This is a genomic window from Sphingobium sp. CCH11-B1 (assembly GCF_001556865.1).
Classification (GTDB): Bacteria; Pseudomonadota; Alphaproteobacteria; order Sphingomonadales; family Sphingomonadaceae; genus Sphingobium.
This window is the reverse complement of record NZ_LSJY01000029.1, coordinates 40,681-53,727: the sequence shown is the minus strand read 5'-3', so window position 1 is coordinate 53,727 and position 13,047 is coordinate 40,681. Positions and strand designations below refer to the sequence as shown.

At 63.7% G+C, this 13,047-nt stretch carries 16 protein-coding genes; 6 read left to right on the top strand and 10 right to left on the bottom strand.

Features of this window, described 5'->3' with window-relative positions:
• Window positions 1-15 precede the first annotated feature (15 nt).
• Window positions 16-396 (bottom strand): RidA family protein, encoded by a 381-nt coding sequence (locus AX724_RS04210; RefSeq protein WP_066763908.1) that lies wholly within the window; start codon window positions 394-396, stop codon window positions 16-18.
• A gap of 141 nt (window positions 397-537) precedes the next feature.
• Here AX724_RS04210 and AX724_RS04205 point away from each other — a divergent pair, with 141 nt between their 5' ends.
• A complete protein-coding gene (locus AX724_RS04205; RefSeq protein ID WP_066763907.1) occupies window positions 538-849 on the top strand; it encodes a hypothetical protein in 312 nt (103 codons plus the stop codon).
• A 9-nt stretch (window positions 850-858) separates the two neighbouring features.
• On the opposite strand, the gene AX724_RS04200 is transcribed toward AX724_RS04205, so the two are convergent.
• Window positions 859-1,269, bottom strand: coding sequence for a group II truncated hemoglobin (locus AX724_RS04200; RefSeq protein ID WP_066763956.1), 411 nt, complete (start codon window positions 1,267-1,269; stop codon window positions 859-861).
• Between the two features lie 148 nt (window positions 1,270-1,417).
• Here AX724_RS04200 and AX724_RS04195 point away from each other — a divergent pair, with 148 nt between their 5' ends.
• A complete protein-coding gene (locus AX724_RS04195) occupies window positions 1,418-2,020 on the top strand; it encodes a thermonuclease family protein (RefSeq protein WP_066763905.1) in 603 nt (200 codons plus the stop codon).
• Here the strand turns inward: AX724_RS04195 and AX724_RS04190 are convergent.
• The 6 genes from AX724_RS04190 to AX724_RS04165 all read right to left on the bottom strand — a co-directional run bounded on the left by AX724_RS04190 (window position 2,017) and on the right by AX724_RS04165 (window position 5,079).
• Complete coding sequence (locus tag AX724_RS04190; RefSeq protein WP_066763903.1) at window positions 2,017-2,547, bottom strand: glycine zipper 2TM domain-containing protein; 531 nt, start codon at window positions 2,545-2,547, stop codon at window positions 2,017-2,019. The genes AX724_RS04195 and AX724_RS04190 overlap by 4 nt on opposite strands.
• Window positions 2,548-2,850: 303 nt before the next feature.
• Window positions 2,851-3,042, bottom strand: coding sequence for a hypothetical protein (locus AX724_RS04185; RefSeq protein WP_066763901.1), 192 nt, complete (start codon window positions 3,040-3,042; stop codon window positions 2,851-2,853).
• Between the two features lie 18 nt (window positions 3,043-3,060).
• Entirely contained in the window at window positions 3,061-3,324 is a 264-nt protein-coding gene (locus AX724_RS04180; RefSeq protein WP_066763900.1) for a DUF2442 domain-containing protein, read from the bottom strand.
• Window positions 3,317-3,586, bottom strand: a complete 270-nt coding sequence (locus AX724_RS04175; RefSeq protein ID WP_066763955.1) for a DUF4160 domain-containing protein — start codon at window positions 3,584-3,586, stop codon at window positions 3,317-3,319. The genes AX724_RS04180 and AX724_RS04175 overlap by 8 nt, the downstream gene beginning before the upstream one ends.
• A 63-nt stretch (window positions 3,587-3,649) precedes the next feature.
• On the bottom strand, window positions 3,650-3,820 hold the full coding sequence (locus tag AX724_RS23245; protein ID WP_156447990.1) for a hypothetical protein: 171 nt from the start codon (window positions 3,818-3,820) through the stop codon (window positions 3,650-3,652).
• Window positions 3,821-4,026: 206 nt separating this feature from the next.
• Complete coding sequence (locus AX724_RS04165) at window positions 4,027-5,079, bottom strand: ribonucleotide-diphosphate reductase subunit beta (protein WP_066763898.1); 1,053 nt, start codon at window positions 5,077-5,079, stop codon at window positions 4,027-4,029.
• Between the two features lie 102 nt (window positions 5,080-5,181).
• Here AX724_RS04165 and AX724_RS04160 point away from each other — a divergent pair, with 102 nt between their 5' ends.
• A complete protein-coding gene (locus AX724_RS04160; RefSeq protein ID WP_066763897.1) occupies window positions 5,182-5,445 on the top strand; it encodes a DUF2171 domain-containing protein in 264 nt (87 codons plus the stop codon).
• 49 nt (window positions 5,446-5,494) lie between these two features.
• Here the strand turns inward: AX724_RS04160 and AX724_RS04155 are convergent, their stop codons facing one another.
• Window positions 5,495-7,402: a ribonucleoside-diphosphate reductase subunit alpha gene (locus tag AX724_RS04155; protein ID WP_066763895.1), complete on the bottom strand. Its 1,908-nt coding sequence runs from the start codon at window positions 7,400-7,402 to the stop codon at window positions 5,495-5,497.
• A gap of 529 nt (window positions 7,403-7,931) precedes the next feature.
• On the opposite strand from AX724_RS04155, the gene AX724_RS04150 reads away from it, so the two are divergent.
• From AX724_RS04150 to AX724_RS04140, 3 genes are all read left to right on the top strand, one after another.
• Window positions 7,932-8,591 carry a glutathione S-transferase family protein gene (locus AX724_RS04150; protein WP_066763893.1) on the top strand — a complete coding sequence of 220 codons (660 nt, stop codon included), beginning with the start codon at window positions 7,932-7,934 and terminating at the stop codon, window positions 8,589-8,591.
• 82 nt (window positions 8,592-8,673) lie between these two features.
• A complete protein-coding gene (locus AX724_RS04145) occupies window positions 8,674-10,194 on the top strand; it encodes a fumarate hydratase (protein ID WP_066763891.1) in 1,521 nt (506 codons plus the stop codon).
• Window positions 10,195-10,326: 132 nt separating this feature from the next.
• Window positions 10,327-10,575, top strand: coding sequence for a hypothetical protein (locus tag AX724_RS04140; RefSeq protein ID WP_066763890.1), 249 nt, complete (start codon window positions 10,327-10,329; stop codon window positions 10,573-10,575).
• Window positions 10,576-10,636: 61 nt separating this feature from the next.
• On the opposite strand, the gene AX724_RS04135 is transcribed toward AX724_RS04140, so the two are convergent.
• A complete protein-coding gene (locus tag AX724_RS04135; protein WP_066763889.1) occupies window positions 10,637-12,871 on the bottom strand; it encodes a TonB-dependent receptor in 2,235 nt (744 codons plus the stop codon).
• Window positions 12,872-13,047 lie beyond the last annotated feature (176 nt).

Here is a 13,047-nt window from a genome sequence, read left to right as displayed (position 1 = left end):
GTTGCTCGATCCCTGTTACCCTTTGAAGGCGGTGACTTCGATTTCGATCTTCATTTCCGGCTTGACGAGGCCGGCGACGACGCAGCTGGCCGCCGGGCGAATGTCGCCGAACACGGGTCCGGCAATATCGCCCATCACGTCCCAATAGGCAGCGTCGGTGATATAGTAAGTGACGCGCACCACGTCCGCGAAGGAAAAGCCCGCATCCGCCAACGCCCGGCCGATGGTCGCGAGCGCGTTGCGCCCCTGTTCGACGACATCGTCGGGCATCGTCTTCGTTGCAGGATCGGTGCCGGTGGTCCCGGCGACGAAGCACCAGTCGCCCTGGACGACGGCGCGCGAATAGCCGACCTGCGCCTCGAAGGGCGAGCCGGAGGAAATGAGCTGGCGGGGCATGGAGGATTCCTGCTGCGGTGCGAAAGGATCGGTAGCGCCTTTGCCCCCTGCACCCGCCCCTGTCCAGCGCTTTGTCCCGGAACAGCCGGCGGGGCGGACCGTTGAGGCATCACGCAACCCACAGCGTCAAGGAGACATGCCATGGATCGTCCCGTTCCCGACCGCGAACTGGAAGAAAATAGCGAGCAGGACGACAGCGGCGCGCAGGCGCAGGACGTCGCCGACGACGCCGTCACCCGCTCGATCGACCTTAGCGAAGACAGCGAGCGCGGCGGCCGGCCCAACCCGGCGCAGATCATCCCCGACGATACCGAGGATCTGGTGGAGAGGATGGAGGCGATGAACCGGTCCGGCCGGATCGATATGGACGCCTACGCCGGCGAGGCGCAGATGGACGATGAGGAGGAGATTTTCGGCAATAGCGAGGACGCAGATGAGGACGACCTGCCCTGACGCGGGGCGTCAGGCGGCGGCGCTGTCGTTCAGGCCGAAATTGATCATGCCGCGCGCCATATGCCCCAGCGCTTCGGCCATGGCGTCGCCCAGCAGGGGGTCGATATCATCGTCCCCGGCGATGGCGCGGGTCATCGCCATGGCCCATTGATCCGCCAGCGCGGGCGTGATCGGGAAAGCCCGGTGCAGCGACATGATGCATGACCCGCGATCGAACCAGTCGCGCGGCCCGCCCAGCCAGCCGCACAGGAAACGCGCAAGACCATGCCGCACCGGCCCCAGGTCGGCGGCGTGGATGGCACGAAGCGGCGCGTAGGCGGGGTCGCTTTCGACCAGATCATAGAAGCGATCGACAATGCCGCGCACGATCGGCTCGCCACCGATGCGGACATAGGGGGTGGGCGGCGCGGCGGCGTTCATCTTCGGCTCCATTTCGGACAGGATGCCCCAGCATGGCAGCGCGCGCCGGCGCGGCATTGATCGGCGTCAAATCGGAACGTCGCCATAGCGGGTGAAAACCGGACCATCTTTAACGCTCGCTTGAGGCGACGCGCGCTAGGCTCGCCTGATGGCGAGACGAACAACAGGGCGGCGCGGGCCGGCGCGGCGCGACAGGGTGCAACAGACATGGGCGGCGGAGGCGCGTCGCGGCGGTAATGCGCTGCGCTTGCGCCCTGCCCCCGCGCGGCGCGGGCTGAGCGGACCGGCGATCGCCTACATGCTCTGCCTGGCGCTGCTGCTTGGCTGGTTCGGCCCGGACTGGATCGCCCGCCATGCGCCAGGCGCGCCGCTGACGACCGGCGCGCCGGTGGACACGCTCTCGGCACGGTTCGGCCTCTGTCATAGCGGGGGCGGGACGAACTGCGTCGTCGATGGCGACACATTCTGGTTCCGGGGCGAGAAATATCGCATCGCCGACATCGACACGCCCGAAACCCACGGCCCTCGCTGCGTTGCGGAGGGCGAACTCGGCGCGCGGGCGACGCAGCGGCTTCAGGCGCTGATGAACGCCGGCCCCTTCTCGCTGGAACGGGGCGACCGGGATGCCGATCGCTACGGGCGCTCGCTTGGGGTCGTCACGCGCGGAGGCGAGTCGATCGGGACCATGCTGGTCACCGAAGGACTCGCCCGCTCATGGGATGGCAGCCGCCATCCCTGGTGCGCGGCTTAGCGGCAGCTCACGCCGCCACGATCGATCTCCCGCCCCAGCAGCGCGCCCGCGCCGCCGCCGATCAGCGTGCCGAGCAGGTTGGACTGGCCCTGCGCGATCTGGTTGCCGAGCAGGCCGCCCAGCGCCGCGCCCACGATCAGGCCGGTCGTCCCGTCGGAGCGGCGGCAATAATAGCGGTTGTCATAGCCGCGATAGATGCGCGTGCGGCGATCGACGCGGATCGGCGCGCCGGCTGTATAGTAGCGGTCCGGACGATAGCTCCGGCCGTAGCGCGGATCGGGCCGGTTCCAGTCATAGTTGCGCCAGGCGCGGCGATCTTCCCTGCGGTCGTCGCGCGCGTCGCGACGGTAATCCTTGCGCGCGTCGCGGACATCGCGGCGATAGTCCTGACGCGCGTCGCGCACGTCGCGGCGATATTCACGGTCGGCGCGGTTCGGCTGGGCGAAAGACGGCGTGGCGGCGACGCCGGTCAGCGTCATCGCCCCGATCGACAGGCCGATAAGGGCGCGCTTGATCGAAAAAGTCATGAGAATGGTTCCTTGCTCCTGATGTGAGACAAGAACCCGCACGGATGATCTATGTTGCATGAACGGAACAAAACCGGCCGTTCAGCCTCCTGTCAGGCCGCGGCACGACCGGGCCAAAAATAGGATTTCGCCCGCTTAACTTCGCATATTTCCCGCAGGATCGTGGCTTTTCTTTCCTATCAGCGCATCATTATTGCGCGGGCCGGGGCGCTGGCCCGGCCTTCTTCCAACCGGATATCTGCCATGGAAGGGGCGGAATAGGACAGCGGAGGGATGCGTCAGGACCGCGTCCTTGCGCGGGCTTCAGAGCGCATTGGCGATGGCGGCGCGCTGGTCGTTGGTGAGGCCGTCGGCGGCGGTGGCGTTAGCGGCGTCGGCGGGCCTATCATCGTTCGCACCCACGAAGTTGATCGCCGTCAGGATCACCAGCACCGCCCACAGCAGCGCGAACCAGCGGCTGGTGAAGAGGGTGCGAAGGCGGGGCGTGGGGAGCATGGGGATGAGCGCCGATGTTCAGGCCGCCGCCCTATGCAGCGCGCCCATCTCTTTCAGCTTTTTATGGAGCGCGGATGGTGACAGTTCCAGGCCGTTGGGCCATGCCAGCGCTCCCGCTTCAATAAAGGCGCGACTGAAATAGGTGGGGTCCGCCAGTGGTGCGGTCAATTCGGTATTGCGGGCGATGAGCGTATCCGCCGACCATTGCGCCACGCTGCCGTCGCTGAACGTCAGATCCAGCCGGGCCGGGCCAGAAGGGCGGATATGAGTGATCTTAATCATCAAGGTCGGCTCCGGGGATCATCTCCATCGGCAGCAGAGCTTCGCTGCGGCCCCAGTTTGCCATGAGTTCATCCCTATGGTCCAGCGCCCATTGCCGCACGATCCGCGCCGCCTTCTTGGGGAGGCTGCCGGCGATGATTTCGCCGGTGGTGATCGCGACGAACGCCTCGAAGCCCTGATAGCTGGCGTGAAAATGCGGCGGCGGATGATCGTCATGATACATGCGGATGACGATGCCGAAGAAGAGGGAAATGATGGGCATCGTTCGATACATTCTCACCGGTGGTGCGAACAAGCGCTTGCGTGCTCATCCGCACCGATCGGTTCAGTTGAGGGGGAGATGATTTTTGATCAAATGCGTTGCATCTCGCAAATCTTCCCATGCCTGCTGTTCGGCAGCAAAGGCACGATCAGAACGAAGATACACATCCTCATCATCAAAAACTTCCCAAACCCAATAACCACTCCGATCTTGGATTACACTGAGGTTCAGCATAAAAAGATCCTTGCAGTTTTACCCCTCTAATCGATCTTAGTTCTCGCTGCATATGTAGGCTTAAGAAATCTGGTGGTCTGGTTGATCTCTCTTCCGCCATTCTTAAGGATCTAAAAAAACCGGCGAGGCGTGTCTTTCGAGGGTGGTTGGCGATTTAATATTTCTCAACCTAGGTCATATTTTCCTCCTATTTCCATTTAATAATCCTACTCCGCCGCGATCCCCGCGGCTTTGAACATGTCCGGGCCTTCCTCGTCGGCGTTCGCCGCTTCTCCGCCCTTGATCTTCTGGCGGCGGTCGAAGGCGTCCCAGACGTCGTTCCACTGGCCCCGCGTCGCGGCCTTCGAATATTCGGTCGCGCGGGTTTCGAAGAAATTGGCATGCTCCACGCCGTTCAGCAGCGGGGTGAGCCAGGGGAGCGGGTGCTCGTCGATCATGTAGATGGGCTTGAGGCCGAGCTGGCCCAGCCGCCAGTCGGCGATGTAGCGGACATATTTCTTGATGTCCTTGGGCGTCATGCCCGGCACCGGCCCCATTTCGAAGACGAGGTCGATGAAGGCGTCCTCGATCCGGACGGTCTTCTGGCACATGTCCATGATGTCGTCCTTGACCGCCGGAGTCAGGCAGTCGCGTTCCTTGACGAAGGCGTGGAACAGACGGATGATGCCTTCGCAATGGAGCGTTTCGTCGCGGACGGACCAGCTGACGATCTGGCCCATGCCCTTCATCTTGTTGAAGCGCGGAAAGTTCATCAGCATCGCGAACGACGCGAAGAGTTGCAGCCCTTCGGTAAAGCCGCCGAACATGGCGAGCGTCTTGGCGATATCCTCGTCCGTGTCGACGCCGAACTGGGCCAGATAGTCGTGTTTGTCCTTCATCTCCTTATACTGCATGAAGGCGCTATATTCGGTTTCGGGCATGCCGATCGTGTCGAGCAGATGGCTGTAGGCGGCGATGTGCACCGTTTCCATGTTGCTGAACGCGGTCAGCATCATCTTGACCTCGGTCGGCTTGAACACGCGGCCATATTTTTCGTGGTAGCAATCCTGCACCTCCACGTCCGCCTGGGTGAAGAAGCGGAAGATCTGCGTCAGCAGGTTGCGCTCATGGTCGGAGAGCTTCTGCGCCCAGTCGCGGCAATCCTCGCCCAGGGGCACTTCCTCGGGCAGCCAGTGGAGCTGCTGCTGGCGCTTCCAATATTCATAGGCCCAGGGATATTCGAAGGGCTTGTAGACCTTGGAGGCTTGGAGAAGGGGCATGGGGGTTACTCCGGGGCGAAATCGTTACGAAAGAAGAGCGGTGGAAACCGAGGCGGAAGCGGGGCGTTCAAGCGACGCCATTTCCGGCACGGGAGAAACATCATGGTCGATCTGACCCAAATCAAGGAACATGCCGAAGTCATCGGCGCCGACGGCGTCCATGTGGGCACCGTCGACCATGTCGAGGGTGATCGCATCAAGCTGACCAAGAAGGACAGCGGAGCGCAAATCGAGGGCGCTACCGGGAGCCATGAAGGGCATCATCACTATATCAGCCAGGGCCTTATCGCGGAGGTCGAGAGCGACGGCACCGTGCGCCTGAGCGCCAATGCCGACGTTGCGGTGACGTTCGAAGAGGAAGAATGAGGCGGAGGGTGCGGCGGATCGCTCCGCCGCGCCGCTCACCGCTTGGCGCTTACTGGCAGGCGAGACATTCATCATAGTCGGTGGTCTCGCCGATTTCGAACTTGGGGGCGTCGATCGTGTTGTCCGCTTCCACCCCGCCGGCGAAGCCCGCGCGCTGCACCGACTTGGACCGCAGATAGTAGAGCGACTTGATGCCCAGTTCCCAGGCGCGGAAGTGGAGCATGAGCAGATCCCATTTCTCCACGTCCGCCGGGATGAACAGATTGAGCGACTGCGCCTGGTCGATATAGGGCGTGCGGTCGGCCGCGAGTTCGAGCAGCCAGCGCTGGTCGATTTCGAAGCTGGTCTTGAACACGTCCTTTTCTTCGGGCGTCAGGAAGTCGAGATGCTGGACCGATCCGCCCTTTTCCAGGATCGAGTTCCACACGGCGCTGCTGTCCTTCGCCTTGGCGACCAGCAGCTTTTCGAGATAGGGGTTCTTGACCGCGAAGCTGCCCGACAGCGTCTTGTGCGTGTAGATGTTGGCCGGGATCGGCTCGATACAGGCCGATGTGCCGCCGCAGATGATCGAGATGGACGCGGTAGGCGCGATCGCCATCTTGCAGCTGAACCGCTCCATCACGCCCTGATCGGCGGCGTCCGGGCACGGGCCGCGCTCATGCGCGAGCAGCATCGACGCCTCGTTCACCTTGGCGTTGATATGCTTGAAAATGCGCAGGTTCCACGACTTGGCCATCGCGCCTTCGAACGGGATGTTGCGCGCCTGAAGAAAGCTGTGGAAGCCCATGACGCCCAGGCCCACGGACCGTTCGCGGCTGGCGCTGTACTTGGCGCGCGCCATTTCGGGCGGGGCGCGGTCGATATAATCCTGAAGCACATTGTCGAGGAAGCGCATGATGTCTTCCGCGAAGGTCGGATGATCCTTCCACTCGTCCCAGGTTTCGAGGTTCATCGACGACAGGCAGCAGACCGCCGTGCGATCCTGACCCAGATGGTCGCGACCCGTCGGCAGGGTGATTTCCGAACACAGGTTCGACGTGGATACCTTGAGGCCAAGGTCGCGATGATGCTTGGGCATCATCCGGTTCACGGTGTCGTTGAAGACGATATAGGGCTCGCCGGTGGCGAGGCGCACCTCGACCAGCTTCTGAAACAGGGCTCGGGCGTTGACCGTGCCCCGAACCGACTGGTCCTTGGGGCTGCGCAGATTGAATTCCGCGCCATCGCGCACCGCCTCCATGAACTCGTCGGTCAGCAGCACGCCATGGTGGAGGTTCAGCGCCTTGCGGTTGAAATCGCCGCTGGTCTTGCGGATTTCCAGGAACTCCTCGATCTCCGGGTGCGAGATGTCGAGATAGCAGGCGGCCGATCCGCGGCGCAGGCTGCCCTGGCTGATCGCGAGGGTCAGCGAATCCATGACCCGCACGAAGGGGATGATGCCGCTGGTCTTGCCATTGAGGCCCACCGGCTCGCCGATGCCGCGCACATTGCCCCAATAGGTGCCGATGCCGCCGCCGCGCGAAGCGAGCCAGACATTCTCGTTCCAGGTGTTGACGATGCCTTCCAGGCTGTCGTCGACGCTGTTCAAATAGCAGCTGATCGGCAGGCCGCGCCCGGTGCCGCCGTTCGACAGGACCGGCGTCGCCGGCATGAACCACAGCTTCGAGATATAGTCATAGACGCGCTGGGCATGATCGGCGTCGTCGGCATAGGCCGCCGCCACGCGGGCGAACAGGTCCTGATAGCTTTCGCCGGGCAGCAGGTAGCGGTCGTTCAGCGTGTCCTTGCCAAATTCGGTCAGCAGCGCGTCGCGCGAGGCGTCCGTGTCCACATGGAAACGACGCGCCTGGATCGCCGAGGAAGAGAGGTCCGCCGCCTTATCACCGGGTTTCGCCGACGCGGCCGGCGCATCGCTCTTTGCCGTTTCCGCCAGGGCCGTTTCCAGCAGGTCATCCATCACAGTCGCCACGTCGCCACCTTGTCCACTATCTCGAAAATCCATCGCAGCCCCCGAATGTTCCTGTTCCGTTCGATTCGGTCAAGCGGGTCGCGGAATGAGCCGCGCATCCTATCATGAACCGCACCGCCCCGGGGACGGAAAAAGGCCCAACCGAAAGAATCACGAGGACGAAAAGGCCCATCGCCGGACATCGGTCCGGCGTCGCGATCACAATCTATTGGGTAACCCCCGTTAACCCGATACAAGGGATAGTGCCATAGCGGGTCGCAGGCGCAAGAGGGTAAATGACAGGCGCGTGACTCGGTTCATCGACGTTCCGAGTCATTTCACCGCTGGGCCGAACAGCGACGCATGGACTTGCCCCGCCCCCCGAAAAGGCAAGAGGGATGATGCGGCTGTAAAAATAAATTTCGCTTGGCTCGGAAAATTACGACAGACCGTCAAAAGCCTGTCAGCATCGCTGCGCTGTCCGCCACACCGGCGCGGCGACCGCGCGGCGGGTCCGACCGCAAGAGAGGAGCAGCCGATGATTCTCTACTATCACCCCCTCTCTTCCTATTGCTGGAAGGTGCTGATCGCGCTTTACGAAAGCGGCGTGCCCTTCGCGCGCCGGATGCTGGCGGAGGAAGGGGTCGCGGCCGAATGGCAGGCGCTCTGGCCGATCGGCAAATTCCCCATCCTGCACGATCCGGTGCGCGGCGCGACCGTGGCGGAAGCGAGCATCATCATCGAATATCTGGCGCTGCACGACCCCGGCGCTTTCCGCCCGATCCCCGCCGATTCCGATGCGGCGCTGGAGACGCGGCTGATGGACCGGCTGTTCGACAATTATGTGATGACGCCGATGCAGGCGCTGGTGGCGGACCGGCTGCGACCGGAGGACCAGCGCGATCCCCCTGGCGTGGAGCAGGCTTGCGCCCTGCTGGGCAAGGCCTATGCGCTGATCGAGGGGCGCATCGCCGGGCGGAGCTGGGCGGCGGGCGAAGGCTTTACGCTGGCGGATTGCGCTGCCGCGCCCGCGCTCTTCTACGCCGACCGCATCCTGCCGCTGGGCGAGCGCCACCCCGTGCTCGCCGCATACCTCGCCCGGTTGGAAGCCCGGGCGAGCTTTGCGCAGGTGCTGGACGAGAAAAAACCCTATTGGTCGATGTTCCCCTTCGCCGACGGGCCTCTGGCGGCGCATTGACGCTATCGGCCAAAACCCTATAGCCGCGCCTTGCGAAGACCCGTCGTGCAGGGCGGGCGGCAAGCTATAGGGAATGGGTACGATGACCGTCATCAAGACCGCCGACCTCATTGAGAGCGTCGCTGACGCGCTCCAGTTCATCAGCTATTATCACCCGATGGATTATATCCGCGCGCTCGGCAAAGCCTATGAGGCGGAGGCCAATCCGGCGGCGAAGGACGCCATCGCCCAGATCCTGACCAACAGCCGCATGTGCGCGGAGGGGCATCGCCCGATCTGCCAGGACACCGGCATCGTCAATGTGTTCGTCAAATGGGGCATGGAGTGCCGCCTGGACGACAATAGCCGGTCGATGCAGGAGGTCGTCGATGAAGGCGTGCGCCGCGCCTATCTGAACCCGGAGAACCGACTGCGCGCCTCCATTCTGCGCGATCCGGCCTTTTCGCGCCAGAACACCAAGGACAACACCCCCTGCGTCCTCAACGTGGAGATGGTGCCGGGCAGCAAGGTGATCGTCGATGTCGCGGCCAAGGGCGGCGGCAGCGAGAACAAGACCAAGTTCAAGATGATGAACCCGAGCGATTCGATCGTCGACTGGGTGCTGGAGATGGTGCCGCAGATGGGCGCGGGCTGGTGCCCGCCGGGGATGCTGGGCATCGGCATCGGCGGCACGGCGGAAAAGGCGGTGGCGCTGGCCAAGGAAAGCCTGATGGACCCGATCGACATGGGCGAGTTGAAGGCGCGCGGCCCACAGAACAAGATCGAGGAGCTGCGGATCGAGATTTTCGACAAGGTCAACGCGCTCGGCATCGGCGCGCAGGGGCTTGGCGGCCTTGCGACGGTGCTCGACGTCAAGATCCACGATTATCCCTGCCACGCCGCAGGCAAGCCGGTGGCGATGATCCCCAATTGCGCCGCCACCCGCCACGCGCATTTTACCCTCGACGGCTCCGGCCCGGCCTATCTGGAAGCACCCAAGCTTTCCGAATGGCCGCAGGTCGACTGGAAGCCCAGCAAGGAAGCGATCCGCGTCGACCTCGACACGTTGACGCCGGACGTGGTCCAGAGCTGGAAGCATGGCGACCGGCTGCTCCTGAACGGCAAGATGCTGACCGGGCGCGACGCCGCGCACAAGCGGATCGCCGACATGCTCGCAGCGGGCGAGAGCCTGCCCGTCGATTTCAGGGGCCGGGTCATCTATTATGTCGGCCCGGTCGATCCGGTCCGCGACGAAGTGGTCGGCCCCGCCGGTCCCACCACCGCGACGCGCATGGACAAGTTCATGGACATGATGCTGGAACAGGGCCTCGCCGCCTGCGTCGGCAAGGCCGAGCGCGGCCCGGCGGCGACGGATTCGATCGCGAAGCACAAGAGCGCTTACCTGATGGCGGTCGGCGGCGCGGCCTACCTGGTCGCTCGCGCGATCAAGGAAGCGAAGGTCGTGGGCTTTGAAGACCTGGGCATGGAGGCGATCTACGAATTCACGGTCGAAGACATGCCGGTCACCGTCGCGGTCGACAGCGAAGGCCAGAATGTCCACCGCCTCGCCCCGCTGGTGTGGCAGGAGAAGATCAAGCGCGAGGGGTTGCTGGCGCAGGCCTGATCGCACCGGCGCGCTCCATAGCCGGAGCGCGTCGCCAGGAACTGCCTAACCTCGATCAGCCCCGCCTGATTCGGCGGAACGAGGGCTGATGTTCCGCATTGTCTCCGGCACCCTCTTGCCGGAGCAGTGCCCATGTCTTTCACCCAGCTCGATCCTCCCCTGCCCGTCGACATAGAGGGCAAGGGACAGGGCTTTGCCTTCGCCGTCATCGATTATGGCCAGGAACATAATCTGATCTGGGTAACGGGCCTGTCGAACAGCGGCGAAATCTGGTGCGCCCCCAACCCCAAGGTGCGCCTGCAGACCAATTGGACGATGGGTCGAACCCCGGCTGCGCCGGGTTGGGAGAGCGTGACGCTCGCGCCGATCAAGCCGAGCTGACGCATGAAAAAGCGCGCCGTCCGGGCCGGACGGCGCGCTTCCCGTTACAGGGCTGGTCGCGTCAGAGCCTGCCGCTCAGCGACACACCGATGATTCGCGGTTCGTTGAACACGGCCGCCATGTAGTTTTCGATCACACCCTTGAGGTTCTTCTCGTTGGTGATGTTCCGGGCGAAGGCGGCAATCTCATATTTGCCGTCCGGCGCGGTGTAGCCGAGCTTCAGCCCGCCCTCGAAATCGCCCTTCGAATAGAACTCCTTCGTCCGGTAAAGGACGAAATTGGTGTAGCCCTGGATGTTCCAGTCGGTCGATGCAAACAGCTTGCCGCCGTTGCCGAGCGGGATGTCGTAGCGCGCCGCGACATTGGCGGTATATTTGGGCGCGTTGGGCAGCGGATTGCCGTCGATCTGCGCGAAGGTGTTGGCGCCCACCCGGATCGTCGGATCCTCGACCGTGCAGACCACCACGCCGTTCAGGATGCATACCTGCGCATAGACATTCTTGTCCTTGATCTTCGTATGGAGCAGGCTGAGGCCCGCCGACAGCGTCAGATTTTCGACCGGGCGCGCCTCCAGATCGGCTTCCATGCCATAGGCGTCGGCCTTGTCAGCATTGAACAGCACGCCGTTGCCGTTCACGTCATTGCCGTTCAGCTGGATGTCCTTCACCCGCCAGGCGAAGCCGGTCAGGTTGAAGCGCAGGCGGTTGTCGAACAGGCTGGTCTTCACGCCGCCTTCATAGGACATGATGGTTTCCGAATCGGCAGTGGTGAAGTCGCTGTTGAACACGGCGGAGCGGCCCTGGATGGTGGGGCCACGGAAGCCCCGCGCCACGCGGGCGTAGAGGCTGACTTCCGGGCTCACTTCATAGAGGGCGCTGATGTCCCAGCTCGGTTCCTTCGTGTCCTTGGTGTAGCGGCCGCCGGCGGTGATGGTGAAGCCCGGTGCCAGCGCATAGCTTGCCTGGCCGAAGACGGCCCAGCTGTCATTCTTGTTGCGCAGGCGTACCCAGTTGTTCGGGTTGTTCGCCGCGCCGGTCAGGAAATAGGCGCGCTGGTAAAAGTCCGTGGTGTCGCGGCTGTCGAAATACATGCCGCCCAGCTGCCATTTGAACGCCGCGTTGCCGTTGCTGGCGAGACGGACTTCCTGGGTCAGCTGGTCGAGATCGCGCACCCGGCCCTGGCTCTGGCCAAAGCCGTTGGCGACGCCGTTCACCGGGAAGTTCGCCGCCGCGCCACCGTCCGTGTCACCCCGGCTGTAGCCCGAGGTGGTTTCATAGGCGGTGATCGAGGTCAGCGTGACCGGCCCCATGTCGATCGCGATATGCTCCGACGCGCCATAGGTCTTGTAGGCCTGCGGATTGTTGTCCGCCTCGTCATAGGCGACGACGCCGCGCGGTTCGGCCGACACGTCGTTCGACCCCTTCTTCAATGCAGCGCGGTGGAACAGCGTCGACGTGCCGGCATAGTCGCGAGCGTGGACGCTGGTCAGCATCGACAGCGTTTCGTTGGGCTGGAGCAGCAGCTGGAGCCGCGCATCCTTTTCCTCGAAGCCGCCCATCACATCCTTGCCCGGCTTGGTGCCGTCGGCGCTGGGGCCGGAATAGACGTTGTCGACCCAGTCGTCGCGGCGCTGGTAGAGCCCCGACACGCGGAAGGCGAGCTTGTCGGCGACGATCGGACCGCCCACGCCGCCGTCAAAGGTGACGGTATTGTAGCTGCCATAGCTGGCCTGGGCGCGGCCCTGCCAGTCCATCGACGGGCGGATCGTGTCGAACTTGATGATGCCGGCCGTGGTGTTGCGGCCGAACAGCGAGCCTTGCGGGCCGCGCAGCACTTCGACCTGGTTGACGTCGAACACGGGGTTGGACTTCAGCACCACATGCTCGAGTACGACATCGTCCTGGATGATCGACACCGGCTGCGACGCGCCGAGATAGAAGTCGATGTTGCCAAGGCCGCGAATGTAGAAGCGCGGGAAGATGCGGCCGGTCGTCGTTTCGGCATAGAGACCGGGCACGCGCGCGGCGAGTTCGAGGATGTCGCCGCCGCCGGCAGTGAAATTGCGCAGCTGGTCCCCCTGCACGACGCCGACCGACACCGGCACCTTCTGGAGGTTTTCCGAACGGCGCTCGGCGGTGACGACGATCTCACCCAATTGGTCGTCCGCCGCCGGGGCCGACGCGCTGTCCTGCGCGCGGGCGGCCAGAGGAAGGGACAGGGCGCAAAGCGCGGTGGACAACAGCAGCACGCGGCCGGTCTTCGAAAAGGTCACGAGGTCAATCCTTGCATGAGACATGTGTCCGATCCGGACCGCCTTGTGCGTCGCGCCTCTCTCATGACGCTGGCAGCCTTCGGATCGATGGCGCGCGGCTAGGCAGGATTTGTGGCGGGACCGTGACGATCCGGATGGGCACGTCCGGCTTCATGTCGAAATATTGCCAGCCGTGATATTCCAGCAACACGATGCCCCCT

What these genes read in the sequence shown, in the direction of transcription:
- AX724_RS04210 (WP_066763908.1), bottom strand. Translation starts at nt 396, where the DNA reads ATGCCCCGCCAGCTCATTTCCTCCGGCTCGCCCTTCGAGGCGCAGGTC.
- AX724_RS04205 (WP_066763907.1), top strand. Translation starts at nt 538, where the DNA reads ATGGATCGTCCCGTTCCCGACCGCGAACTGGAAGAAAATAGCGAGCAG.
- AX724_RS04200 (WP_066763956.1), bottom strand. Translation starts at nt 1,269, where the DNA reads ATGAACGCCGCCGCGCCGCCCACCCCCTATGTCCGCATCGGTGGCGAG.
- AX724_RS04195 (WP_066763905.1), top strand. Translation starts at nt 1,418, where the DNA reads ATGGCGAGACGAACAACAGGGCGGCGCGGGCCGGCGCGGCGCGACAGG.
- AX724_RS04190 (WP_066763903.1), bottom strand. Translation starts at nt 2,547, where the DNA reads ATGACTTTTTCGATCAAGCGCGCCCTTATCGGCCTGTCGATCGGGGCG.
- AX724_RS04185 (WP_066763901.1), bottom strand. Translation starts at nt 3,042, where the DNA reads ATGCTCCCCACGCCCCGCCTTCGCACCCTCTTCACCAGCCGCTGGTTC.
- AX724_RS04180 (WP_066763900.1), bottom strand. Translation starts at nt 3,324, where the DNA reads ATGATTAAGATCACTCATATCCGCCCTTCTGGCCCGGCCCGGCTGGAT.
- AX724_RS04175 (WP_066763955.1), bottom strand. Translation starts at nt 3,586, where the DNA reads ATGCCCATCATTTCCCTCTTCTTCGGCATCGTCATCCGCATGTATCAT.
- AX724_RS23245 (WP_156447990.1), bottom strand. Translation starts at nt 3,820, where the DNA reads ATGCTGAACCTCAGTGTAATCCAAGATCGGAGTGGTTATTGGGTTTGG.
- AX724_RS04165 (WP_066763898.1), bottom strand. Translation starts at nt 5,079, where the DNA reads ATGCCCCTTCTCCAAGCCTCCAAGGTCTACAAGCCCTTCGAATATCCC.
- AX724_RS04160 (WP_066763897.1), top strand. Translation starts at nt 5,182, where the DNA reads ATGGTCGATCTGACCCAAATCAAGGAACATGCCGAAGTCATCGGCGCC.
- AX724_RS04155 (WP_066763895.1), bottom strand. Translation starts at nt 7,402, where the DNA reads ATGGATGACCTGCTGGAAACGGCCCTGGCGGAAACGGCAAAGAGCGAT.
- AX724_RS04150 (WP_066763893.1), top strand. Translation starts at nt 7,932, where the DNA reads ATGATTCTCTACTATCACCCCCTCTCTTCCTATTGCTGGAAGGTGCTG.
- AX724_RS04145 (WP_066763891.1), top strand. Translation starts at nt 8,674, where the DNA reads ATGACCGTCATCAAGACCGCCGACCTCATTGAGAGCGTCGCTGACGCG.
- AX724_RS04140 (WP_066763890.1), top strand. Translation starts at nt 10,327, where the DNA reads ATGTCTTTCACCCAGCTCGATCCTCCCCTGCCCGTCGACATAGAGGGC.
- AX724_RS04135 (WP_066763889.1), bottom strand. Translation starts at nt 12,871, where the DNA reads ATGTCTCATGCAAGGATTGACCTCGTGACCTTTTCGAAGACCGGCCGC.